Source organism: Roseiarcus sp., from assembly GCF_049514155.1.
Lineage (GTDB): Bacteria > Pseudomonadota > Alphaproteobacteria > Rhizobiales > Beijerinckiaceae > Roseiarcus.
In genome coordinates this window covers 1-21,175 of the sequence record NZ_JBEKVH010000002.1, presented here as the reverse complement: position 1 = coordinate 21,175, position 21,175 = coordinate 1, and the positions used below count along the sequence as shown (strand labels likewise).

Below are 21,175 nucleotides of genomic sequence, written 5' to 3'. Positions count from 1 at the left end.
TCAGTCGGTGATGAAACCCACCCGGCCGGAATAGCCGGGCATGGGTTGCAGGGCGCCGGAAGTCGAATAGATGCGGTTGACGCGTCCGAGCAGCCACGTCTGCGGATCGCTGGCGTCTTTGAAATTGGCGTCCGGACGCACCACCTGGTTGGGATCGATCGCGTGAACGATGTAGGGCGTGACGATGATCACAAGTTCGGTCTCCTGCCGCAGATAGTCGCGCGAGCGAAACAGGCTGCCGAGAACCGGAATGTTCATCAGGCCAGGAACGCCGTCGATCGCCTGCTGCGACTGGTCCGAAATCAGGCCGGCCGAGGCGATCGAGCCGCCCGACGGCAATTCGACCGTCGTTTCGTTCTTGCGGGTGCGGAACCCGGGAATCGAAGTTTCGGCGACAAGTATGGTGTGCGACGAATCGATGTCGGTGACCTCGGTGGCGATGTGGAGCTGAATGCGGTTTTGCGACAGGACGATCGGGGTGAAGTTCAGCGTCACGCCATAGGGCTGCTGAATGAAGCTGAGCATGCAGGTGCCGGCGCTGCACGATTCGCCGTTGGAAACCGGGATCGTGCCGCCGGCGAGGAACTTGGCCGACTCGCCAGAGACCGCGGTCACCGTCGGTTCGGCGATGGTGCGCGCGACGCCCTGGCGCTCGAACGCCTGGAGGGTCGCCGACAGGTTCATGCCGCCCATGACCCAGCCGAGCGTCGCCGACGAAGACGGCGACGTGGGGTTGACGCTGAACAGGTTGGTTGTCGCGAAGCCGCTCGCGCCGCTGCCCGTTCCGGCCATGTTGACGCCGAGCTGCTTGATGATGTCGCGGCGGATTTCGCTGATCGTCACCTTCAGGCTGACCTGATCGAGGCCGCGGATGGTGAGCGAATTGATCACCTTGCCGGTCAGCGGGGTTCCCGATGGCGCGACGCTGACTTGCATCGACGTGCCGGCGGCGGGCGCCGCCTGGGGGGCGTTCGAGGCTCCGCCCAGCACCGAGGTGCCGACGAAGCCGCTGGCGATGTCGAGCGCCTTCTGCGCTTCGCCGGCTGAGGCGACCGAGCCCATCAGGATGATCGAATCGGCGACGGTCTTGACGGTGATGTCGTTGCCCGGCAGCGCGACGTTGAGCAGCTCCTGAAGCTCGCCGATGTCGCGGCCGACCGTCACTTCGATCGCCGCGATCTTGCTGCCGTCGGCGGCGAGGGCGAAGATGGTCGTCTGGCCGTTGGCGACTGCGGCGACATAGAGGCGCCGCGCCGAGCGCACCACGGCGTTGGCGACCTTCGGATCGCCGACGAAGATTTCCGTGGCGTCCTGCGGCAGATCGACGATGACCGAGCGGCCGACGCCGAGCTGCAGCGTCTTCCTCGCTTCACCCGCCCCGACGACATAGGAATTGGGCGTGGCGCCGTCGCCCGCCAGCGCGATCTGCGGCGTGAAGGCGGCCAGCGCCGCCGCAAGGGCGACCGACGGCGCGATCAGGCGCGCGAAGCCGAGCGTATCCATTCGTCGTGTCCCCGTCATGTCGAAGGCCATCGCCGCCTCATCGTCACTGCGCCGCCGTTTGCGGCGCGCCGAACCGCACGATCGTCAGGCCTGATCCGCTGGCGTCCTGGTCGCCGACCGTCTGGGCCGGACCGGCGCTGTCGACGAGACTGCGCAACACGAGATGCAAATTGGCGTTGCCGGCGCGTTCGGCGAGAATCACCTGCTCGGCCTGCTGCGGATCGAGCTCCAGCGTCGCATTGCCGCCGACGACGACCTTCTTGCCATTCTCCTCTTGCACGGCCTGGCCGATCGCCAACACCTTGACGTTGGTGAGAATGGTCTGGGCGCCGAGCACTTCGACGCCGCGCGCCTTGGTCGCCTCGTCGTCGCGATAGATCTTGATCACGTCGACGCGGTCGTTGGGCAGAATGAAGCCGCCGGCGTAGTCGTCGCCGGCATTGTCGACCTTGATCGCGACCGCGCGCAGGCCCGAAGGCAGGATCGCCGACATGAAGCCGCCGGCGCCGGCCTTGACCAGTTTGTCGCGGCGCATCGGTTCGCCGCGGATGAATGCGTCGCGGGTGAGCGAGCCCTTGACGTCGTCCATCGCGTTGGGGCCTGACGACTTGACGATCATGAGTTCGGAGATTGCCGCTTTGGGCCACATCTGCCAGGCGACCGAAGCGTCGCTGATCGCCGTGCCCATCGGAATGTCCTGGGCGGCGACGAGGACCTCGTCGGTGGAGAGCTTGGGCGCCTCGGCGACGCGCTGCGGCGCCGGCGCAGGCGCGCTGTTGAAGAGAACATAAGCGCCGCCGAATGCGACAAGGGTCGCGCCGAGAACGGCGATTTGCACTTTGTTCATGAAATCAGGCCCTTCCGCGCCTCAAACGCTACGCAAGGGCAATATGGCCCGCCAATCGTCAAATTACGGTTAATCAGGCGTATCCAACTGGTTAGCAAATTCTGAAGGCTTCGTCGCAGCGCTACAGGCCAGCCGCGGCGCGCCAGATTTCGGTGTGCGGATAGAACATCATCCCCGCGGCGGCGAGCGCGACCCCATAGGGGACGCCGGTTTTCGAATCGTGCAGGCGGGCGATCCAGGCGTGGCGCGACAACCACAACGGCAGCGCCTGCCGGCGGCCGAGCAGAATGACAATGGTCAGCGCGCCGCCGTAGATCGCCGCCGAAAGGCTGTAATCGAGCAGCACGCCCCAGCCGAGCCACAGCGCGATCGCCGCCGCCAGTTTGGCGTCGCCGCCGCCGATCCAACCCAACGCGAACATGGCGAACATCAGCGCCAGAACCGCGACGCCGCAGGAGACGTTGACGAGGATCGTGTGCGCGGGAAGGCCGACAGCGACGGCGAGGACGAAATAGCCGATCGCCAGCGCCGCGCAGACGCGGTTGGGGATCGTCATCGTCACCACGTCCATCGACGCCGCCAGGGCCATCGCGGCAGGGAAGAAGAACACGCTCGCCGCAATGAGGATCGTCGCCGCCATAGTCCATCCGTCGCAATCGAGGGCTTCGCCGGCGCCAAACCTAGCCGCCAAAGCTTGCCCCGCGGTTACCTGGACCGCCGGTTAGTTCATGGCGGCGCCGATCTGGGCGAACTCACTGCTCATATTGGTGCCGAGCGCCGACAAGGCGCCGATGAGGAAGACGGCGATCAGGGCGGCAATCAGCCCGTATTCGATCGCAGTCGCGCCGGATTCGTCGCTGGCGAATGATTTGAGAAGGATGTTCATGGCCGTGCTCTTGCAGGGAAGGCCGAAGACCAGCGCTGCGCGTCCCTGGCGTTCCGCCGCGCGCGACGGTCAATCTCCTTGGCGACGCGTTGCGCCTTTGTTGGGTGCGCGTCGACAATTCTAGAGGTCGTACAACCCGGCGCCGATGCGGTTGGCGCCGGGTTAATGCGATCGCGGCGGTCGGCCGCGAACGCTGGTTATTTGAGCGCCGCGCCGACTTCAGCGAATTCACTGCTGAGATTGGTGCCGAGCGCCGCCAGGGCGCCGATGAGGAAGACGGCGATCAACGAGGCGATCAGCGCATATTCGATTGCCGTCGCGCCATCTTGATTCGAAAGGAAAGCTTGGATTGTCCTGATCATGCCGAACCCCTTCTGCAGGGCGCGGACCCGCGCGGCGCGCCGACCCGGCCTTGGCGGACCCTCGCGTGCAGAAATTTCCCGAGAGTAAAGACCGTCCTGGCAATTGAGTTCTGTAACGGCTGATCGCGCGCTCGCGATGCCGATTCGGCGGCGACAGTTAATTCGCCGTCAAGTTCGGCGCGCAGACGGCGCCAGCGGCTCGGCGAGGTCGAGCCAGCAGCGGCCGTCGCGGTCCTCGACCTCGACCAGCCACAGGTCTGGGTCGAATGCGACCTCGCGGGCGACGCGCCGCTCCGTCTCCTCGGGCGCGACCCATTCTTCGGAATGAGCGCGCAGCCACAGCCGCTCGATCCCGCGCTCGCCGGATTCGGATTGCGGCGCCGGCCCGTAGAGCGCCGCGCGACCATCGAGTCGGTCGACCTTGATCCAGATCGCGCCGGCTTCCGCCGCGCCGCGCCGGCGCAACGCGGCGGCCGCCCCTTCGACGGCGACGCGGCGCAGATAGGCGGCGACCCATATGTCCGAGCGCAACCGCATCGGCTTCAGCGACCGGCGACGTTCACGGCGGCGGACAGCGTCTTGAGCAGGCGCGGGGTGACGTCGTTCGACGGCGGCAGGCCGTGGGCGCGCTCGAAGTCGCGCAGCGCCGTGCTCGTCGCCGCGCTCGGCTCGCCGTCGGCCTTCAACACGTAGCCGAGCTTGACCAGCGCCGTCTGCGCCGCCGCAAGGCGCTTCTGCGCCTCCTGTTCCTGGTCGGCGCGCAACATGTCGGCGATCGCGTCGTCGCCGCCGAGCTGCGCCGGTCGCGTCGGCGGCGTCGGCGCGGTGGGCGTTTCGGCGGCGGTCGGGGCGAGCGCCGCCGCCGGGGTCGGCGTGGGGGCCGCCGCGACGACCGGCGTGCGGGCGAAAAAGGGCGCCGGATGACGCGCGTGCTGGAGCGCGAGCGCGTTGACGACGATGCCGACCAGCGCGGCGGTCAGCGCCGCCGCGGCGTAGCCGCGCGCCGGGGTCGCGCCGAGACGTCTCCACAACGAGACGACGACGGCGGCGAAGGATTTGCGCCCGGCCTCCGACCGGGACCGGCCGGCGAGCGTCGGATCGGAGCGAAGACGCGCTGAGGCTTCAGGCAATTCTTTTCTCCTTGGCCGCGGGCGGGTCGGCGTCGTCGACCGCGGCGCCCAGGCGCGCTTCGGTCTCCAGCGGCGCCGGCGCGCCGGTCATCGCGTCCGGCCGGCAGACGCGCGGCAGCCGCACGGTGACCCGGGTTCCGACGCCGGCGATGCTCTCGACCCTGAGGGCGCCGCCGTGCAGCCCGACCAGACCGCGCACCAGCGACAGGCCGAGGCCCGCGCCTTCGAAGCTGCGGTCGTAGTCGTTGCGCACCTGGAAGAACGGGTCGCCGAGCCGCGACAGGCTGTCGGCGGGGATGCCGAGGCCGGTGTCGGCGACGAAAATGTGCGTCTGGTCGCCGTGCGCGGCTGCGCCGACGACGACGCGCCCGCCGCGATCGGTGAACTTGACCGCGTTGGCGAGCAGATTGAGCAGGATCTGCCGGCAGGCGCGCTTGTCGGCGACGAGGTCGCCCACGTCCGCGCTCGGCGCCCGCTCGAGCCTGACGCCGCCCGCCTCCGCCTTGAGGCGGACCATGTCGCAACAGTCGGCGATCAGCGGCTCGAGCGCGAACGGCTCGGGCAGGATGCGGAACGTGCCGGCGGCGATCTTCGACGTGTCGAGGATCAGATTGACCATCGACAGAAGATGCTCGGCCGAAGCGTGGATGATCTTGGCGTATTCGCGCTGCTTGGCCGGGTCGCTCGGCGCAAGCGCGGGGTCGCCGAGGATTTCGGCGAAGCCGAGGATCGCGTTGAGCGGCGTGCGCAGCTCGTGGCTGACATTGGCGAGCAGGCGATCCTTCCAGGCGTTGGCGACTTCGGCCTCGGCGCGCGCCGCCTGCAGCCGCTCTTCGGCGGTCTTGGCGGCGCTGACGTCGCGCACGACCGACATCGTCGCGGCGCCCTCGACATCGGCGGCGATCCGGCGCGCGCGCAGCTCCGCCCAGCGGAACTGGGGCTCGCGCTCGTTCGTCCCGGCGCGCAGGCGCACCGTCGCGGCCGCTGCGCGATCGCCGCGCGCCGCGCGGTCGAGCGCGTCGAGATAGGCGGGCCGATCCGCGACATGGACGAGGTTGAAGAAGCCGCGGCCGATGAAGCTCGCGGCGTCGTGGCCGAACAACGCCGGCCCTTCGCCGTTGGCGGCGAGCACGCCGCCGCTGCGGTCGTGGCGCAGGACGAGATCGCCGATCGCGCCGGCGAGCGCCGCATAGCGTTCGGCGCCGCCGACGGCGGCGCGCCGGCGGGCGCGCGCGCCGGCGATCAGATGCAGCGCCGCATAGGCGGCGGCGGGCGCGGCGACGGCGGCGAGTCCCAGACCGCCGAGCGGCGGCGCGGCGGCGCCGAACCCCCAGCCGTGCGCCAGCGCGATCAGCAGCAGCAGCGCGATCGCCAGCAGGTTGGCGAAGCGCAACAACGAGGCCGAATCGGCGATCGCCGCTTCGAGCGGCAGCAGCAGCAGCCAGCCGAGGCTCATCTCCGGCGACAGCCGCGCGCCGACGACGACGACGCCGACGAGCAGCGCCAGCGAGAACAGCGAAATGAGCTGCGCCTCGACGAGATCGCCGGTGCGGGCGAGGTGGACGACCGCCGCCAGCGGCAGCAGCAGCCACGCGAGGGCGCTGATCTTCCACAGCGGGTCCGCCCCGACGGCGGCGAGATAGCGCGGAACGAGGACAGCGACGAGGACGATCGTCGCCAATCGGGCGAAGATGAACAGTTCGTGGCGAGCGCGATCCGGCGCGCGGACTCGAGCGTCCGGATGGACGAGAGCCGCGACGCGTCGACGCGCGCTGGCGAACGGAAACTCCAACCTCGGCCTCCGCGGACCTTGGGAATCGACTCGACCCCGGGCGGACGATCCCAGCCGCCGCTTAAATCAACGCTAAGGCGAACCAACGCATCGCGCGCGGAACGAGCTGCGCGGCGGGCGGCGAAGGTTTTGCCTCCCGACATGGTTGATAGGCAGTTAAGATCGTTCCGCTTACGATCCGGTTGCCGCGATCGCTCGCATTTGTCGGGTTTCCGGCGCCGGGACGCAACGCGAACGCGCTAGGGTTCGTTCCGCCGTCGCAGGAATCGACGGTGAAACGGCGTGACGGACTCCATGCGGTTCCTTCTGCGATCGGCGTTCTGGCTCGGCTTGACGTTCCACGCGATGCCGTGGGGCGACGCGAAGCTGACCGACGCCCTTCCCGACGCGACGCCGGCTGTGGTCAGCCTCGCGGTGGCGAGCGCCAGCGGCGAGGGCGCGGTCGGCGCCCTGGCGCGCGGCGCGTTGCGCGGCGCGCTCGATCTCGACGGGCCCGCCGCGGCCAAGCCGCAACGGGCCGCGCTCGACACGCTGTCGCCCGCGGATCGGCTGCCGCCCTGGCGCGGTCCGCTGCTGCGTTCCTCCCTCTAGGCGATCCTTTCACCGGCGACGGCGGCGCCGCGGCGCGAAGCCGCGCCCCGCGCTTCAGCCGCGAGGGTGGCCCTCGGCGGCGGCGCGCGGCTATAATGGCGGCCAATCCCCTCGAGCCGAGAGCGATCCGCTGGCTTCGATCGAAACCATTCGCGCCGATTTCGCCTTCCTCGACGATTGGGAGGACCGCTACCGCTATCTGATCGAGCTCGGCCATACGCTGGAGCCGCTTGCCCCGGAGGCCCACAACGAGACCACCCGGGTGCGCGGTTGCGTCAGCCAGGTGTGGATCGAGCGCGAAACGCGCCGCGACACGAACGGCCGTACGATCCTGCACTTCCGCGGCGACAGCGATTCGCATTTGGTGCGCGGATTGGTGGCGATCGCCGTCGCCCTCTATTCCGACCACACGCCGGAGGAGATTCTCGCCACCGACGCGCCGGCGGCGTTCCGCGAGCTCGGGCTCGAGCAGCATCTGACGCCGCAGCGGTCGAACGGGGTCCGGTCGATGATCGAGCGCATCCGCGCCGACGCCTACGCGCCGGTCTGAGACGGCCGCTTCAATCCCGCCACGATCTTTGCCCGCCACGGTCGCAATCGGTCAACGATCCGTTAATCCGATCGGTCGAAACTCCGCTCACGATCCGCGTCCGCACGGAAACGCCCCGATGAGCGACAGCCAACCGACCTCCGGCGATTCGCCGCGCGTAGAGCCCTCGTTCGACGGCGACCCGGCGCCAAGCGTCGACCCGCCGCGCCTCGAGCTCCTGCCCTATGCGCTCACCGACCGCGCGCCGCCGCGCGCCGGCCTCTCCAGGGCCGTCGTCTGGGCCTCCTCGCTCGCCGCCGGCCTGGCGCTGATCGCCGGCGTCGCGGCGGCGGCGCTCTACGACCATGCCCGCGAAACGAACCTCATTGCCGCCAAGAGCGAAGAAACGCGCAGCCTCGCCCAGACGGTCAAGACGTTGAAAGATCGCATCGACGCGATCGAAGCGGCGCGGACCCGCGACGAGAGCGCCGACATGCGCAAAATCGCGGCGGAAATGAAGGGCGAGAGCGCCGGCGTGCGCGACCTCTCCGCCAACCTCGGCCAGACCAACGCGCGCATCGACAAGCTCGAACGCGACCACGGCGCCCGCCTCGACAAGCTCGCCGACCGCTTCGACCATGAAACCGCCGGCAAGCTCGCCGATCTCTCGGGCCGTCTCGACAAGCTCGAGAAGCGGCCGGTCGCCGCCGCCCCCGTCGCGCCCGCGCCGCCGGCCAAGCCGGTTCCCGCCGCCGCCATGGTCTCCAACGAGACGACCGGCTCGATCGATCGGCCGAAACTGCGCGGCTATTGGTTGGTCGAGGCCGACGAAGGCTATGCCGTGATCGACGGCCGCGACGGACCACAGCAGGTCGCGCCGGGCGACGTTCTGCCGGGAATCGGCCGGGTGCAGCGGATCGAGCGGCGCGGCCGCGATTGGGTGGTGGTGACCAGCGCCGGCGTCATCGCCGGCGATCAGCCGGCCTTCTGACGCGAGCGGCGCACCCGCACGACGACGTCGACCCCGGCAATCTCGCAGCCGGCCGGCGGCGGCGGTAATTGCCCCATGGCGATGTCGCGGTCGGGGATGTCGACCAGCGCGCCCGTTTCCTCGACGAGGAAATGGTGGTGCGGGGTCGGATTGGTGTCGAAATAGGCGCGCGCGCCTTCGACCGCGATTTCGCGCAGCAATCCGGCGGCGGTGAACTGGTGCAGCGTGTTGTAGACCGTCGCCAGCGACACCGGCAGCTTGGCCGCCCGCGCCTCCTCGAACAGCATTTCGGCGGTCAGGTGGCGGTTGCCGCGGCCGAACAGCAGCCAGCCCAGCGCGATCCGCTGCCGGGTCGGCCTGAGGCGCGCCTGGCGCAATTTGCCGCGCAGCGAGTGAACGGGGCAGGCGCCCATGGCGCCGCTGCGGCGGGAGGCTGAAACGGACTGGGCGGCGGGAGGGGACACGGCGGCTCGAAACGTCCTGATCAATGCGCTTTTCCAACGGGCGGACCCTCTGCCCTTACCACAGCCCGACGCTTCCGTCAGCCGTTACGATCGACGATGCCGAAGGTCTGATGACGGACGCGGCGGAGCGCTTTCGAGACGCCTGCGCCTGTGTTACGAAGCGGCGACGCGGACCGAGCGCCGTCTGGCTGTCCGCCTTCACGAGGGAACGCGAAAGAGCATGTCGGAACGGCGTTCACAATTCGCCTTCGAGGAGCTGCTGGCCTGCGGCCGCGGCGAATTGTTCGGAGCGGGCAACGCGCAACTGCCGCTGCCGCCGATGCTGATGTTCGACCGCATCGCCGACATCAGCGAGGATGGCGGCGCGCACGGCAAAGGCGGCGTGCGGGCGGAGTTCGACATCAAGCCCGAACTCTGGTTTTTCTCCTGTCATTTCAAAGGCGATCCCGTCATGCCGGGCTGCCTGGGGCTCGACGCCCTGTGGCAGTTGACCGGATTCTTCCTCGGCTGGCTCGGCTTGCAAGGCCGCGGCCGGGCGCTCGGGGTCGGCGAGGTCAAATTCATCGACCAGGTGCTGCCGACGATCAAGAAAGTGATCTACGGCGTCGACGTAAAACGCGTTTTCAAGGGCAAGCTGATCCTTGGCATCGCCGACGGTTGGCTGGAGGCCGACGGCAAGCGCATTTACGAGGTCAAGGACATGCGCGTCGGCCTGTTTGGCGCCGCCGCCCAGAGCCACGCTTAAGTTGCGCCGGGCTCGTTAGCGGCGATGGTGGAGTAAGGCAATGAGGCGCGTCGTCGTCACCGGCATGGGCATCGTCTCGTCGATCGGCGCCAATGCCCAGGAAGTCTTGGCGAGCCTGCGCGAAGCGAGGTCGGGCGTCACCCGCGCCGACCGCTACGCCGAACTCGGGTTCCGCAGCCAGGTCCAAGGCGCGCCGACCGTCAAGCCGGAAGAGATGCTCGACCGCCGCGCGATGCGCTTCCACGGCGGCGGCACCGCCTGGTGCCACGTGGCGATGGATCAGGCGATCCGTGATTCCGGGCTCGAGCCGGGTGACATTTCCAACGAGCGCAGCGGCTTGATCATCGGCTCGGGCGGCCCGTCGACGCGCGCGATCGTCGAGGCGGCCGACGTCGCCCGTTCCAAGGGCCCGAAGCGGGTCGGCCCCTACGCGGTGCCGAAATCAATGTGTTCGACCGCATCGGCCAATCTGTCGACCTGGTTCAAGATCAAGGGCGTCGCCTATTCGATTTCGTCGGCCTGCGCGACCTCCAACCATTGCATCGGCGCGGCGGCCGAACAGATCCTGCTCGGCAAGCAGGACCTGATGTTCGCCGGCGGCTGCGAGGATCTCGACTGGACGTTGTCGGTTCTGTTCGACGCGATGGGCGCGATGTCGTCGGCCTACAACGCGACGCCGGAGCGCGCCTCGCGCGCCTACGACAAGAACCGCGACGGCTTCGTCATCTCCGCCGGCGCCGGCGTGCTGGTGCTGGAGGAATATGAGCGCGCCAAGGCGCGCGGGGCCCGCATCTACGGCGAGGTCGCCGGCTACGGCGCGACGTCCGACGGCGCCGACATGGTCGCGCCGTCCGGCGAAGGCGCGGCGCGCTGCATGCGCCAGGCGCTGGCGACGGTGAAGGTTCCGATCGACTACATCAACCCGCACGCGACCTCGACCCCGGTCGGCGACCAGAAAGAGATCGAGGCGATTCGCGCGGTGTTCGGCTCGGGCGACAAATGCCCGCCGATCTCGGCGACCAAGTCGCTGACCGGCCATTCGCAGGGCGCGACCGGCGTCCACGAGGCGATCTATTCGCTGCTGATGATGCAGAACGGCTTCATCGCCGAGAGCGCGCATATCGACGAGCTCGACCCCGAGTTCGCCGACATGCCGATCGCGCGGCGGCGCATCGACAACGTCAGCATAGGCGCGGCGCTGTCCAATTCCTTCGGCTTCGGCGGGACCAACGCAACGTTGGTGTTCAAGCACGTCGACGCCTGACGACCAAGAGACGAGCAGGATGAATCCAGGCCTGATGAGCGGCAAGCGCGGCCTCGTGATGGGCGTCGCCAACGACCATTCGATCGCCTGGGGCATCGCCAAGGCGGTCGCCGCCCAGGGGGCCGAACTCGCCTTCACCTACCAAGGCGACGCCTTGGGCAAACGCGTCCTGCCGCTCGCCGAGAGCCTCGGGTCGACGCTTTCGCTGCCCTGCGACGTCGAGGACGTCGCCTCGCTGGACGCGGTCTTCGCCGTCCTCGCCGAGCGATGGGGCGATCTCGATTTCGTCGTCCATTGCATCGGCTTCTCCGACCGCAACGAGCTGAAGGGCCGCTACGCCGACACGACGCGCGAGAACTTCGTCCGCACGATGGTCATTTCCGCCTTCTCCTTCACCGAGATCGTCAAGCGCGCCGCGGCGCTGATGCCGCGCGGCGGCTCGATGTTGACCCTGACCTTCGGCGGCTCGACGCGGGTGATGCCGAACTACAACGTCATGGGCGTCGCCAAGGCGGCGCTGGAGGCGAGCGTGCGCTATCTCGCCGCCGACTACGGTTCGGCCGGCGTCCGCGTCAACGCGATTTCCGCCGGCCCGATCCGCACGCTCGCCGGCGCCGGCATCGCCGACGCGCGCTTCATGTTCAACTTTCAGCGCCACCATTCGCCGTTGCGCCGCACGGTGACGATCGAGGACGTCGGCGGGGCGGGGCTCTACCTGCTGTCCGACCTCTCCGCCGGCGTGACCGGCGAAACCCATTTCGTCGACGCCGGCTACAACATCATCTCGATGCCGCGCCCCGACGACATCAAGGGCGACGGCTGAAGGGCCGTCCACGCAGGCCAATATGGTTAATGCCTTCGCAACGGCTCGCCGCTAGCTTAAGCGCGCGCCGACCTGCGAGGATGATGGCCATGACCCGCTTCGCTTCGACCGTCTGGGGCCGCCTCGCTGCGGCCGCCGCGCTCGCCGCCGCGCTGGGCCTCGCCGTCGCGCCCGCCGACGCCGCGACGCCGCGAAAGCCCGCCGCGGCGGCGGCGAAGAAGGCCGCAGCGGCGATAGCGGCGAAAAGGGCCGCGGCCGAAGCGGCGCGCAAGCAGGAGGCCGCCTTTCGCGCCTTCGTCGCCGGGCTGTGGCCGCTCGCCGAGGCGCGCGGCGTCAAGCGCGCAACCTTCGACGCCGCCTTCGCCGGCGTAAGTTTCGATCCCCAGATCGTCGCCCACACCACGACCCAGGCCGAATTCGTCCAGCCGATCTGGGTCTATCTTGCCAACTCAGTTTCTGCGGCGCGCGTCGCCCACGGCCGCGCCAAGATCGACGATTTGCGCCCCTGGCTCGCCAAGGCGGAGAAGACTTATGGCGTCGATCCCGCCGTATTGATGGGCGTCTGGGGCATGGAGAGCGAGTTCGGCGCCTTCACCGGCGGCGATTCGGTGATCCGCGCCCTCGCCAGCCTCGCCTTCGTCCATTACCAGGGCGACTATTTCCGCGACGAGCTGATCGCGGCGCTGGCGATCCTGGAGGAAGGCGACGTGGCGCCCAGCGACATGAAGGGCTCGTGGGCCGGCGCGATGGGCCAGACCCAGTTCATGCCGTCGAGCTTCCTCGCCTTCGCGGTCGATTTCGAGGGCCACGGCCGCCGCGACATCTGGGCGAGCGCGCCCGACGCGATCGGCTCGACCGCCAATTTCCTCGCCAAGCGCGGCTGGATCGCCGGCGCGCCCTGGGGGTTCGAAGTGCGGCTGCCGGAGGGGTTCAAGCTGACCGCCGCCGATTCGGCGCGCTTCGTCCCGTTCTCCGCTTTCGCCGCGCGCGCGGTCGCGCGCGCCGACGGCGGCGCGCTGCCGAAGAACGGCGAGGCCGAATTGTTGATTCCCGCCGGTCTGAAGGGGCCGATCTTCCTCGTCACCGCCAATTTCAGGACGATCAAGACCTATAACAACTCGACCGCCTACGCGCTCGGGGTGGCGTTGCTCGGCGATGCGGTGATGGGCGGCGACGGTCTCAAGACGGCCTGGCCGGTTCGAAACAAGCCGCTCGCCGAGAGAGACGTGCGCGAGCTGCAGCGCGAGCTCGACCGGCGCGGCTACGACGTCGGCGACATCGACGGCCGGGTTGGCGACCGTCTGCAGGCGGCTGTGCGCGACTACCAGGAATCGATCGGCGCGCCGCCGGACGGCTATCCGACGCTCGCCCTGTTGCGCCGATTGCGGCGACGCGGCTGAGGGGCTTGCGTTCCGCGCCGGTTTTCCGCCTAATTCGCCCTCTAGCGTGAAGGTTGGGCCGCTCGCGGCCGCAGTTGGCGCCAATGTCGTTTGCATTCGATCGCCCGTTCGTCACGCGCGCGCTGCGCCTTGCCGCCGTCGCGGCGTTCGCCGTCGCCTTGGCGGCGCCGGCGGCGCCGGCCCAGGAAGGCGGGCTGGGCGGCTTCTTCCAGCAATTGTTCGGCGGCGGCCAGCCGCCGAAGCCGCCCGACGCGGCCCCCGCCAAGCCGAAGAAGAAGGTGCGCGACTTCGTCCCGGCGACCACGACGCGCGAGCCGGGCACGCCGGGCGGCGCGGCGGTGCAGCCGACCTTCTTCATCGACGTCATCGGCGACAGCCTCGCCTCGCTCGCCGCCAGCGGCCTGACCGAGGCCTTCGCCGACAAGCCGGAGATCGCCGTCGCCGACAAGTCGCACGACGCCTCCGGCCTGGTGCGCGCCGATTATTTCGACTGGCCGAAGGCCGCCCACGATCTGGCGACCGGCAAGGACCATATCGACTTCGTCGTCGTCATGGTCGGCATCAACGACCTCCAGGCGATGCGCGACGGCGCCGACAATCTCGACCCGTTGAGCGACCGCTGGAAGGCGGCCTATACGGCGCGCATCGACGCAGTGCTCGCCCCGTTCCAGGCCGCGAACATTCCGGTCGCCTGGGTCGGCATGCCGCCGATGCGCACCGACCGCTTCAACGCCGACATCGTCAAGCTCAACGAGATCGACCGCGCCGAAGTCGAAAAACAGGGCGTCAAATATATCGACATCTGGGACGCCTTCGCCGACCAGAACGGGCAGTACGACGCCTCCGGCCCCAACGTCGACGGGCAGATCGTCAAGCTGCGCGGCCCCGACGGCATTCATTTCACCAAGGCCGGCGGACGCAAGGTCGCCCACTTCCTCGAGGCCGAGATTCGCCGCGTCTTCGACAAGGGGCGGCCGCAGAGCGCGACCGCCGACCTGCCGCCCGACATCGAGCAGGCGGCGGGCGACATCAACGCCCAGATTCGCCGCGAGATGGGGGCCCCCGAGGCGCCGGGCGCGCCGGCGACGCTGGAGCCGCCCAAACCGCTGGCCGGACCGATCCTGTCGCTGACCGGACGCCCGCTTTCGCCAGGCGGCGCGCTCGCCTCGCGCGAGCCGACCCCGCCCGGAGAGACCGACCTGGTGGCGCGGGTGCTGCGTCAGGGCGAGCCCGCCGATCCGCGCAGCGGCCGCGCCGACGATTTCTCCTGGCCGCGGCTCTGAGCCGCAGCGCCCCTCCGCCGCGCTTGTTCGGGCCGACGGCGCGTGTTAGGCGACGCGCCGAAACGCAGGGTCGAGCGGCTGGGAGTTGAAGCGATGGCCGAAGAGAACGGCAACGGCGGAGGGGACGCGGCGGCGCCGCGCTTCTCGGTCGTCGCGCAATACGTCAAGGACTTCTCGTTCGAGAACCCGAATGCGCCGCGCAGTTTCGGCCAGCAGCCGGCGGGCCTCAACCTTCAGGTCAACGTCAACGGCCGGCAGATCGCCGCCACCGACTACGAGGTCGAACTGCTGCTCGAAGGCGGCGCGGGCGAGGGCGCGAGCGTCGTGTTCAAGTTCGAGCTCCACTACGCCGGCGTGTTCCGCATCGAGAACGTCCCCGCCGATCAGGTCCAGCCGCTGGCGATGATCGAAGGCCCGCGCCTGCTGTTCCCGTTCGCGCGCCAGATCATCGCCGACGCGGTGCGCAACGGCGGCTATCCGCCCCTTTACGTCGATCCGATCGACTTCCACCGCCTCTATCTGCAGCGGCAGCAAGCGGCTGCCGCAGCGCCGGCGAACGCCTAACCCTTGCTATCCGTCGGCGGCGCGTAACGGCGCCAAATCGCCGATTCGCCGAGCGAATCGACGAGCGCGGCATGGGCGTCGCGTTCGGCCTGGCTCGCGCGCTCAGGCAGCGGCGTCGGCCGCGCGCGCTTGGCCGTCGCGACCGGCCCGTCGCTCCGCGCCGCGTCGGCGATCGCGAACGACAGCGAGCGCTGGCGACCGCCGGTCAGCTCGCCATAGACCTCGACCAGAATCTCGGCGTCGAGCAGCGCGCCGTGGCGCACCCGCTTCGAGCGGTCGATGCGATAGCGGTCGCACAGCGCGTCGAGGTTGTTGGGCGCGCCGGGGTGCTTGCGGCGCGCGAGGAGAAGCGTGTCGGTGACCCGATCGGCGGGTATGGACGGGCGACCGAGCGTCGCCAGCTCGGCGTTGAGAAAGCGCAGGTCGAATTCGGCGTTGTGGATGACGAGGCGATCTTCGCCGATGAAAGCGAGGAAATCGTCGACCACGACGGCGAAGACCGGCTGGTCGGCGAGCGAGGCGGTCGAATGGCCATGGACGCGGAACGCCTCCTCCGGCACCTCGCGCTCGGGATTGATCAGGGTGTGAAAAACGGCGCCGGTGGCGATCTGATTGACGATCTCGACCGCGCCGATTTCGACCAGCCGATCGCCCTTGCCGGGGTCGAGCCCGGTCGTCTCGGTGTCGAGGACGATTTCACGCATCGGTCGGCCTCCGGCCGGGGACGGGGGCCAGCGCCCGCAGCACGGCGGCGACCTGGGCGCGAGTGGCTGGATAGGGGCCGCGCGTATCGATCACCCAATGGGCGCGGCGGCGCTTTTCGGCGTCCGGCGTCTGGCGGGCGAGGATCGCGGCGAACTTCGCCTCGCTCATGCCGGGCCGCGACAGCGCGCGCGCGCGTTGCGCCTCGAGGCCGGCGCTGACGACGACGACAAGATCGACCGTCTTCTCCCCTCCGGTCTCGAACAGCAGCGGCACATCGACGATGGCGAGGCGTCGCCCCGCCGCCGCGGCGGCGGCGAGGAAGGCCTGGCGGCGGCGCGCCACGTCGGGGTGGACGATTCCCTCCAGGCGCCTCAGCGCCGCCGGGTCGCCGAGCGTGGCGGCGGCGAGCAGGCCGCGATCGACGTCGCCGTCGATCCGAACCCCAGGAAAGGCGGCTTCGACCGCCGCGGCCTCGTCCGAGCGATAGAATTCGCGCACCGCGGCGTCGGCGTCGAACACCGGCGCGCCGAGTTCGGCGAACATGCGACCGACCGTCGATTTGCCCATCGCGATCGAGCCGGTCAGTCCGGCGACGATCACGTTCGGCCTTTTTCCGCGGCGCGCAGGTCGGCCTCGACCAGCGCCCGCAATTCCGCCGTCACCTCGGGCGTCCTGCCGAACCAGCGGGCGAAGCCGGGCGCCGCCTGGCGCAGCAGCATGCCGAGCCCGCCGACCGCGACGCAGCCGCGCCGCCACGCCGCTTCGACCAGCGGCGTCGTCAGCGGAACGTAGACGACATCGGCGACCACCGCTTCCGCCGTCAGCGGCGCCAGATTGACGTCGAGCGGCGGCTGGCCCGCCATGCCGAGGATCGTCGCGTTGGCGAGCAGGCCGGCCTTGGCGAGCAGCTGCGGCAATTCGTCCCAGGTCGCCGCGCGCGCCGCCGGGCCGAAACGATCGGCGAGCGCGGCGGCGCGCGCCCGGGTGCGGTTGACGATGGCGACATGCTCGACGCCGCGCGACACCAGCCCATGGACGATCGCGCGCGCCACGCCGCCCGCCCCCAGCACCACCGCGCTGTCGACGCGGTCGCGCCAGCCGGGCGCCTCGGCGTCGAGGCTGGCGAGGAATCCGGCGACGTCGGTGTTGTCGCCCCACAGCGCGCCGCCTTCGCGCCACAGCGTATTGACCGCGCCGGTGGCGCGCGCCGAATCGGTCAGGCGATCGCAGGCGGCGAAGGCGGCCTCCTTGTGCGGCACCGTGACGTTGGCGCCGACCAGGCCGTCGACGCCGATCGAGGCGGCGAACTCGGCGAATCCGAGCGGCGGCACCGCGAAACGCTCGTAGGCGCCTTCGAGATGATAGCGCGCGAGCCAGTAGCCGTGGATCAGCGGCGAGCGCGAATGGGCGACCGGCCAGCCGCAGACGCCGGCGCGACGGATGGCGCTCATAGCGCGAGGAGCCCAAGGCCGCGCAGCGCGGCGAGAAGTTTCAGCATCGGCAGCCCGAGAATCGTGGCGTAGTCGCCAGAGATCGTTTCGAACAGATGCGCGCCGAGGCCCTCGATCTGGTAGGCCCCGACGCTCGCCAGGACCGCAGGCCCGGCGATGTCGAGATAGCGGGCGATCTGCGCCGCGTCGAGAGCGCGCATCGTCATATCGGCGCTGTCGCTGTCTTCGGCCAGGATCGCGCCGTCGCGCGCCAGCGCGAAGGCGGAGGCAAGGCGATGCGTACGGCCGCTCATCGCCTGAAGCGCGGCGGCCGCCGCCGCCCGCGTCGGCGCCTTGTGCATCGCCTGGCCGTCGAGGGTCAGGGTCTGGTCGGCGCCCAGCGTCAAGGCCTGCGGCCGCCGCGCGCTGACCGCCAGCGCCTTGGCGCGCGCCAGCGCCAGCGCGAGGCCGTCGCCAGCGTCGCCGCGCTGGGTCAGCGCCTCCTCGACGCCGCGCTCATCGATGCCGGCCGGTTCGACCTCGAACGGCAGGCCGACGCCAGCCAGCAGGGCGCGGCGGCTGGCGCTTTTCGAAGCCAGGACGATCGGCGAGGCGCCGATCCACAGAGACGGGGTGGGCATAGGGGCCGATTTCAGCCGTGGGCGATGAACTTCTGTTTGTGCTCGCGATAGAGGTCGAGAATCGCCGCCGCGGTCTCTTCGATCGAGCGGCGGGAGACGTCGATGATCGGCCAGTTGCGCTCGCCGAACATGCGACGCGAATCGTTGACCTCGTGCGCGACGGCGATGCGGTCGACATATTCGGTTTCAGGATTGGCTTGCAGCGCCAGCAGACGATTTTGGCGAATCTGAACAATTCGGTCCGGCGAAGCGACCAGGCCGACGATCAGCGGCCGGCGAAGATGGTCGAGCGCGGCGGGCGGCGGCACGCCGGGCACCAGCGGAATGTTGGCGGTGCGATAGCCGCGATTGGCGAGGTAGATGCTCGTCGGCGTCTTCGAGGTGCGGCTGACGCCGAGCAGCACGATGTCGGCGCTCTCCAGCGTCTCGGTCAGCTGGCCGTCGTCGCACATCATGGTGAAGTTCAGCGCGTCGATCCGCTTGAAATATTCGGGATTGAGCATGTGCTGGGCGCCGGCGCGCGGCGTCGAGCTCTGGCCGAGATAGGATTGAAACAGGGTCAGCACCGGCCCGAGCACCGACAGGCACGGCGAGCCCGATTCTTCGCAGGCCGTCTCGAGGCGGCGCGACAGATCGGGGTCGACCAGGGTGAACAGCACGATGCCGGGCGCATTGTCGATTTCGGCGACCACGCGCTCGAGCTGGGCGCGGGTGCGCACCAGCGGATAGACGTGCTCGATCGAGGCGACGCCCTGATATTGCGCGGCGGCGGCGCGCGACGCGGCGATCAAGGTCTCGCCCGTCGAATCGGAGACGAGATGAAGGTGAAAATAACTGCGCCCCATCGACTGCTCCGCTGGCGAGAGGCCCCCATATAGCCCGCCGTGACGCCTGTGGACAGACGTGGAGAAGCCGCAGCTTCGCCGCCGCCGCGGCCGGCGCAGCGGGTTTCGGTCCGCCTCGGTCCACAGGCGAATGCGGGGCGCCGATCATGACGCCGGTGGGCGCCGAACCGGGAATTACGGGGACGACGGCTCTCTATTCACATCCGCGCCGCCACCGGCGACATTGAATCGGTTAACGATTCGTTAACCAATCCCCAGCCGCCGTTGCGGGCGCCCCGGCGCGTCCCGCCGGCGCGGAGCGATCCTGCGCGGTGGACAGGATTGCCTGCGCGCTTTCGGCCGCTAAGAAGAATCGAATCTAAGAGTCAGATTCCTAGATTCCTTTGGCGGGCCTCCTGTGGGAATCGCGCTCGGCTTTGCCCTCGCCGCGCTCGCATGGCAAGTTGGCCCCTCTCGGCGCAACAGCGGTCTCCTCACGCATGAATTCGATCGATCTCTGGATCAAGGTCCTGCATATCGTCGCGGTCATCTCGTGGATGGCGGGCATGCTCTATCTGCCGCGGCTGTTCGTCTATCACGCGGAGGCGGAGCCAAAGTCGGCAACCTCCGAGCAGTTCAAAGTCATGGAGCGGCGGCTGCTCAGGGGCATCGTCAACCCGGCGATGATCGCCGTCTGGATCACCGGGCTGCTGCTCGCCTGGCGCGAAGGTTATTTCCTCTCGCCATGGCTCCACGCCAAACTGGCGTTGGTGCTGCTGTTGACGGGGCTGCACGGCTTCTTTTCGGCCCGCGTCCGCGCCTTCGCCGAGGACCGCAACCGCCATTCGTCGCGTTTCTACCGCATCATCAACGAAGCGCCGACGGCGATCATGATCCTCGTCGTCTTCCTGGTGGTGATGAAGCCGTAAGCGGCGGCGGCCCGGAAATCGCTCCGCGAAATCAGTCGTTGAAAGATTCGTCGAAGCCGTTTAAACGGGGGCCCTCGCCTTCCACGGGCGCCCCCGCCGGCGCGCGGATCTCCCCGATCCCGACGACGCCGGCCGAAGCGGTCAACCGCTTCGACTTGGGTCCCGCGCCCATCTTTCCCTTGCCCTCGCCGAACATCCGAGACCATCCCAATGCGGGAAATCAAACTCCAAGACCTCAAGAAGAAATCGCCGACCGAACTCCTCTCGTTCGCCGAGGAGAACGAGGTCGAAAACGCCTCGATCATGCGCAAGCAGGAGCTGATGTTCGCCATCCTCAAGCAGCTGGCGGCGCGCGAGGTCGAAATCATCGGCGAAGGGGTGATCGAGATTTTGCAGGACGGCTTCGGCTTCCTACGCTCGCCCGACGCCAATTATCTCGCCGGTCCCGACGACATCTACGTTTCGCCGTCGCAGATCCGTCGCCTTGGCCTGCGCACCGGCGACACGGTCGAAGGCGTGATTCGCAGCCCCAAGGAGGGCGAGCGCTATTTCGCGCTGCTGAAGTGCAATGCGATCAATTTCGAGGATCCGGAAAAGACGCGCCACAAGGTGCACTTCGACAACCTCACGCCGCTCTATCCCGACGAGCGCCTGAAGCTCGAGGTCGACGATCCGACCCGTAAGGACATGTCGGTTCGGGTAATCGACATCGTTTCGCCGATCGGCAAGGGCCAGCGCGCGCTGATCGTGTCGCCGCCGCGCACCGGCAAGACGGTGCTGCTGCAGAACATCGCCCATGCCATCACCGCCAATCACCCGGAATGCTACCTGATCGTGCTCTTGATCGACGAGCGGCCGGAGGAAGTGACAGACATGCAGCGCTCGGTCAAAGGTGAGGTGATCTCCTCGACCTTCGACGAGCCGGCGGCGCGCCACGTCCAGGTCGCGGAAATGGTGATCGAGAAAGCCAAGCGTCTGGTCGAGCACGGCCGCGATGTCGTGATCCTGCTCGATTCGATCACCCGGCTCGGCCGCGCCTACAACACCGTGGTGCCGTCCTCCGGCAAGGTGCTGACGGGCGGCGTGGACGCCAATGCGCTGCAGCGCCCGAAGCGCTTCTTCGGTGCGGCCCGCAACATCGAGGAGGGTGGCAGTCTGACCATCCTTGCCACCGCGCTCATTGATACCGGCTCGAAGATGGACGACGTCATCTACGAGGAGTTCAAGGGCACCGGCAACAGCGAAATCCACCTCGACCGGCGCGTTTCCGAAAAGCGGGTCTTCCCGGCGGTCAACATCAACCGTTCCGGCACGCGCAAGGAAGAGCTCATCACCGACCAGGGCGAGCTCGCCAAGATGTGGATTCTGCGCAAGCTCCTGCACCCGATGGACGAGCTGTCGGCGATCGAGTTCCTGCTCGACAAGATGAAGGACACTAAGTCCAACAGCGAGTTCTTCGAGGCCATGAAGCG

General features: G+C 68.8%; 26 protein-coding genes. 11 read left to right on the top strand and 15 right to left on the bottom strand.

Annotated elements, in window-relative coordinates; translation table 11 throughout:
- From ABSF49_RS00425 to ABSF49_RS00390, 8 genes are all read right to left on the bottom strand, one after another.
- Positions 1 to 1,533 carry a type II and III secretion system protein family protein gene (locus ABSF49_RS00425; RefSeq protein ID WP_424110648.1) on the bottom strand — a complete coding sequence of 511 codons (1,533 nt, stop codon included), beginning with the start codon at positions 1,531 to 1,533 and terminating at the stop codon, positions 1 to 3.
- Between the two features lie 13 nt (positions 1,534 to 1,546).
- Positions 1,547 to 2,350 (bottom strand): Flp pilus assembly protein CpaB, encoded by an 804-nt coding sequence (gene cpaB, locus ABSF49_RS00420; protein WP_424110647.1) that lies wholly within the window; start codon positions 2,348 to 2,350, stop codon positions 1,547 to 1,549.
- A gap of 121 nt (positions 2,351 to 2,471) precedes the next feature.
- The gene (locus tag ABSF49_RS00415) at positions 2,472 to 2,990 is read right to left on the bottom strand and encodes an A24 family peptidase (RefSeq protein WP_424110646.1); all 519 of its coding nucleotides are present in this window, start codon (positions 2,988 to 2,990) and stop codon (positions 2,472 to 2,474) included.
- A gap of 81 nt (positions 2,991 to 3,071) precedes the next feature.
- Positions 3,072 to 3,236: a Flp family type IVb pilin gene (locus ABSF49_RS00410; RefSeq protein WP_424110645.1), complete on the bottom strand. Its 165-nt coding sequence runs from the start codon at positions 3,234 to 3,236 to the stop codon at positions 3,072 to 3,074.
- 197 nt (positions 3,237 to 3,433) lie between these two features.
- Entirely contained in the window at positions 3,434 to 3,598 is a 165-nt protein-coding gene (locus ABSF49_RS00405) for a Flp family type IVb pilin (protein ID WP_424110644.1), read from the bottom strand.
- Between the two features lie 168 nt (positions 3,599 to 3,766).
- Entirely contained in the window at positions 3,767 to 4,135 is a 369-nt protein-coding gene (locus tag ABSF49_RS00400; RefSeq protein ID WP_424110643.1) for a DUF1491 family protein, read from the bottom strand.
- A gap of 5 nt (positions 4,136 to 4,140) precedes the next feature.
- Positions 4,141 to 4,728 (bottom strand): peptidoglycan-binding domain-containing protein, encoded by a 588-nt coding sequence (locus ABSF49_RS00395; RefSeq protein WP_424110642.1) that lies wholly within the window; start codon positions 4,726 to 4,728, stop codon positions 4,141 to 4,143.
- Positions 4,721 to 6,520, bottom strand: coding sequence for a PAS domain-containing sensor histidine kinase (locus ABSF49_RS00390; protein WP_424110641.1), 1,800 nt, complete (start codon positions 6,518 to 6,520; stop codon positions 4,721 to 4,723). The genes ABSF49_RS00395 and ABSF49_RS00390 overlap by 8 nt, the downstream gene beginning before the upstream one ends.
- Positions 6,521 to 6,814: 294 nt before the next feature.
- On the opposite strand from ABSF49_RS00390, the gene ABSF49_RS00385 reads away from it, so the two are divergent.
- From ABSF49_RS00385 to ABSF49_RS00375, 3 genes are all read left to right on the top strand, one after another.
- Positions 6,815 to 7,111: a hypothetical protein gene (locus ABSF49_RS00385; RefSeq protein ID WP_424110640.1), complete on the top strand. Its 297-nt coding sequence runs from the start codon at positions 6,815 to 6,817 to the stop codon at positions 7,109 to 7,111.
- 130 nt (positions 7,112 to 7,241) lie between these two features.
- The gene (locus ABSF49_RS00380; protein WP_424110688.1) at positions 7,242 to 7,661 is read left to right on the top strand and encodes a SufE family protein; all 420 of its coding nucleotides are present in this window, start codon (positions 7,242 to 7,244) and stop codon (positions 7,659 to 7,661) included.
- A gap of 118 nt (positions 7,662 to 7,779) precedes the next feature.
- The gene (locus ABSF49_RS00375) at positions 7,780 to 8,631 is read left to right on the top strand and encodes a hypothetical protein (RefSeq protein ID WP_424110639.1); all 852 of its coding nucleotides are present in this window, start codon (positions 7,780 to 7,782) and stop codon (positions 8,629 to 8,631) included.
- Here ABSF49_RS00375 and irrA read toward each other — a convergent pair.
- Entirely contained in the window at positions 8,616 to 9,044 is a 429-nt protein-coding gene (gene irrA / locus ABSF49_RS00370) for an iron response transcriptional regulator IrrA (RefSeq protein ID WP_424110687.1), read from the bottom strand. The genes ABSF49_RS00375 and irrA overlap by 16 nt on opposite strands.
- A 271-nt stretch (positions 9,045 to 9,315) precedes the next feature.
- Between irrA and fabA the strand changes: the two genes are divergently transcribed.
- The 6 genes from fabA to secB all read left to right on the top strand — a co-directional run bounded on the left by fabA (position 9,316) and on the right by secB (position 15,174).
- Complete coding sequence (fabA, locus tag ABSF49_RS00365) at positions 9,316 to 9,840, top strand: 3-hydroxyacyl-[acyl-carrier-protein] dehydratase FabA (protein WP_424110638.1); 525 nt, start codon at positions 9,316 to 9,318, stop codon at positions 9,838 to 9,840.
- A gap of 40 nt (positions 9,841 to 9,880) precedes the next feature.
- The gene (gene fabB / locus ABSF49_RS00360) at positions 9,881 to 11,104 is read left to right on the top strand and encodes a beta-ketoacyl-ACP synthase I (RefSeq protein ID WP_424110637.1); all 1,224 of its coding nucleotides are present in this window, start codon (positions 9,881 to 9,883) and stop codon (positions 11,102 to 11,104) included.
- Positions 11,105 to 11,138: 34 nt separating this feature from the next.
- A complete protein-coding gene (fabI, locus tag ABSF49_RS00355) occupies positions 11,139 to 11,927 on the top strand; it encodes an enoyl-ACP reductase FabI (RefSeq protein ID WP_424110636.1) in 789 nt (262 codons plus the stop codon).
- An 89-nt stretch (positions 11,928 to 12,016) separates the two neighbouring features.
- Positions 12,017 to 13,327: a lytic murein transglycosylase gene (locus tag ABSF49_RS00350; RefSeq protein ID WP_424110635.1), complete on the top strand. Its 1,311-nt coding sequence runs from the start codon at positions 12,017 to 12,019 to the stop codon at positions 13,325 to 13,327.
- 83 nt (positions 13,328 to 13,410) lie between these two features.
- Positions 13,411 to 14,610 carry an SGNH/GDSL hydrolase family protein gene (locus ABSF49_RS00345; protein WP_424110634.1) on the top strand — a complete coding sequence of 400 codons (1,200 nt, stop codon included), beginning with the start codon at positions 13,411 to 13,413 and terminating at the stop codon, positions 14,608 to 14,610.
- A 93-nt stretch (positions 14,611 to 14,703) separates the two neighbouring features.
- Positions 14,704 to 15,174, top strand: a complete 471-nt coding sequence (gene secB, locus ABSF49_RS00340; RefSeq protein WP_424110633.1) for a protein-export chaperone SecB — start codon at positions 14,704 to 14,706, stop codon at positions 15,172 to 15,174.
- Here the strand turns inward: secB and dnaQ are convergent.
- Genes dnaQ through ABSF49_RS00315 form a run of 5 tightly spaced genes read right to left on the bottom strand, consistent with a single transcriptional unit; the run spans position 15,171 to position 18,795 of the window.
- Entirely contained in the window at positions 15,171 to 15,878 is a 708-nt protein-coding gene (gene dnaQ / locus ABSF49_RS00335; protein WP_424110632.1) for a DNA polymerase III subunit epsilon, read from the bottom strand. The genes secB and dnaQ overlap by 4 nt on opposite strands.
- Positions 15,871 to 16,479 (bottom strand): dephospho-CoA kinase, encoded by a 609-nt coding sequence (coaE, locus tag ABSF49_RS00330; RefSeq protein WP_424110631.1) that lies wholly within the window; start codon positions 16,477 to 16,479, stop codon positions 15,871 to 15,873. The genes dnaQ and coaE overlap by 8 nt, the downstream gene beginning before the upstream one ends.
- Positions 16,476 to 17,330, bottom strand: coding sequence for a shikimate dehydrogenase (locus ABSF49_RS00325; protein WP_424110630.1), 855 nt, complete (start codon positions 17,328 to 17,330; stop codon positions 16,476 to 16,478). The genes coaE and ABSF49_RS00325 overlap by 4 nt, the downstream gene beginning before the upstream one ends.
- Entirely contained in the window at positions 17,327 to 17,950 is a 624-nt protein-coding gene (locus ABSF49_RS00320) for a Maf family protein (protein ID WP_424110629.1), read from the bottom strand. Before ABSF49_RS00320 ends, ABSF49_RS00325 begins: the two co-directional genes overlap by 4 nt.
- Before the next feature lie 11 nt (positions 17,951 to 17,961).
- A complete protein-coding gene (locus tag ABSF49_RS00315; protein ID WP_424110628.1) occupies positions 17,962 to 18,795 on the bottom strand; it encodes a pyruvate, water dikinase regulatory protein in 834 nt (277 codons plus the stop codon).
- A gap of 479 nt (positions 18,796 to 19,274) precedes the next feature.
- On the opposite strand from ABSF49_RS00315, the gene hemJ reads away from it, so the two are divergent.
- The gene (gene hemJ / locus ABSF49_RS00310) at positions 19,275 to 19,703 is read left to right on the top strand and encodes a protoporphyrinogen oxidase HemJ (RefSeq protein WP_424110627.1); all 429 of its coding nucleotides are present in this window, start codon (positions 19,275 to 19,277) and stop codon (positions 19,701 to 19,703) included.
- 31 nt (positions 19,704 to 19,734) lie between these two features.
- Here hemJ and ABSF49_RS00305 read toward each other — a convergent pair whose 3' ends face one another.
- On the bottom strand, positions 19,735 to 19,899 hold the full coding sequence (locus tag ABSF49_RS00305) for a hypothetical protein (RefSeq protein WP_424110626.1): 165 nt from the start codon (positions 19,897 to 19,899) through the stop codon (positions 19,735 to 19,737).
- A 14-nt stretch (positions 19,900 to 19,913) separates the two neighbouring features.
- Here ABSF49_RS00305 and rho point away from each other — a divergent pair.
- Positions 19,914 to 21,175 (top strand): transcription termination factor Rho (rho, locus tag ABSF49_RS00300; RefSeq protein ID WP_424110625.1); only part of this gene is annotated, 1,262 nt, incomplete at its 3' end.

What these genes read in the sequence shown, in the direction of transcription:
- ABSF49_RS00345 (WP_424110634.1), top strand. Translation starts at nt 13,411, where the DNA reads ATGTCGTTTGCATTCGATCGCCCGTTCGTCACGCGCGCGCTGCGCCTT.
- ABSF49_RS00350 (WP_424110635.1), top strand. Translation starts at nt 12,017, where the DNA reads ATGACCCGCTTCGCTTCGACCGTCTGGGGCCGCCTCGCTGCGGCCGCC.
- ABSF49_RS00405 (WP_424110644.1), bottom strand. Translation starts at nt 3,598, where the DNA reads ATGATCAGGACAATCCAAGCTTTCCTTTCGAATCAAGATGGCGCGACG.
- ABSF49_RS00320 (WP_424110629.1), bottom strand. Translation starts at nt 17,950, where the DNA reads ATGCCCACCCCGTCTCTGTGGATCGGCGCCTCGCCGATCGTCCTGGCT.
- fabA (WP_424110638.1), top strand. Translation starts at nt 9,316, where the DNA reads ATGTCGGAACGGCGTTCACAATTCGCCTTCGAGGAGCTGCTGGCCTGC.
- ABSF49_RS00425 (WP_424110648.1), bottom strand. Translation starts at nt 1,533, where the DNA reads ATGGCCTTCGACATGACGGGGACACGACGAATGGATACGCTCGGCTTC.
- ABSF49_RS00375 (WP_424110639.1), top strand. Translation starts at nt 7,780, where the DNA reads ATGAGCGACAGCCAACCGACCTCCGGCGATTCGCCGCGCGTAGAGCCC.
- fabB (WP_424110637.1), top strand. Translation starts at nt 9,881, where the DNA reads ATGAGGCGCGTCGTCGTCACCGGCATGGGCATCGTCTCGTCGATCGGC.
- ABSF49_RS00305 (WP_424110626.1), bottom strand. Translation starts at nt 19,899, where the DNA reads ATGTTCGGCGAGGGCAAGGGAAAGATGGGCGCGGGACCCAAGTCGAAG.
- ABSF49_RS00385 (WP_424110640.1), top strand. Translation starts at nt 6,815, where the DNA reads ATGCGGTTCCTTCTGCGATCGGCGTTCTGGCTCGGCTTGACGTTCCAC.
- ABSF49_RS00325 (WP_424110630.1), bottom strand. Translation starts at nt 17,330, where the DNA reads ATGAGCGCCATCCGTCGCGCCGGCGTCTGCGGCTGGCCGGTCGCCCAT.
- fabI (WP_424110636.1), top strand. Translation starts at nt 11,139, where the DNA reads ATGAGCGGCAAGCGCGGCCTCGTGATGGGCGTCGCCAACGACCATTCG.
- ABSF49_RS00400 (WP_424110643.1), bottom strand. Translation starts at nt 4,135, where the DNA reads ATGCGGTTGCGCTCGGACATATGGGTCGCCGCCTATCTGCGCCGCGTC.
- dnaQ (WP_424110632.1), bottom strand. Translation starts at nt 15,878, where the DNA reads ATGCGTGAAATCGTCCTCGACACCGAGACGACCGGGCTCGACCCCGGC.
- hemJ (WP_424110627.1), top strand. Translation starts at nt 19,275, where the DNA reads ATGAATTCGATCGATCTCTGGATCAAGGTCCTGCATATCGTCGCGGTC.
- irrA (WP_424110687.1), bottom strand. Translation starts at nt 9,044, where the DNA reads ATGGGCGCCTGCCCCGTTCACTCGCTGCGCGGCAAATTGCGCCAGGCG.
- secB (WP_424110633.1), top strand. Translation starts at nt 14,704, where the DNA reads ATGGCCGAAGAGAACGGCAACGGCGGAGGGGACGCGGCGGCGCCGCGC.
- cpaB (WP_424110647.1), bottom strand. Translation starts at nt 2,350, where the DNA reads ATGAACAAAGTGCAAATCGCCGTTCTCGGCGCGACCCTTGTCGCATTC.
- ABSF49_RS00410 (WP_424110645.1), bottom strand. Translation starts at nt 3,236, where the DNA reads ATGAACATCCTTCTCAAATCATTCGCCAGCGACGAATCCGGCGCGACT.
- ABSF49_RS00315 (WP_424110628.1), bottom strand. Translation starts at nt 18,795, where the DNA reads ATGGGGCGCAGTTATTTTCACCTTCATCTCGTCTCCGATTCGACGGGC.
- ABSF49_RS00415 (WP_424110646.1), bottom strand. Translation starts at nt 2,990, where the DNA reads ATGGCGGCGACGATCCTCATTGCGGCGAGCGTGTTCTTCTTCCCTGCC.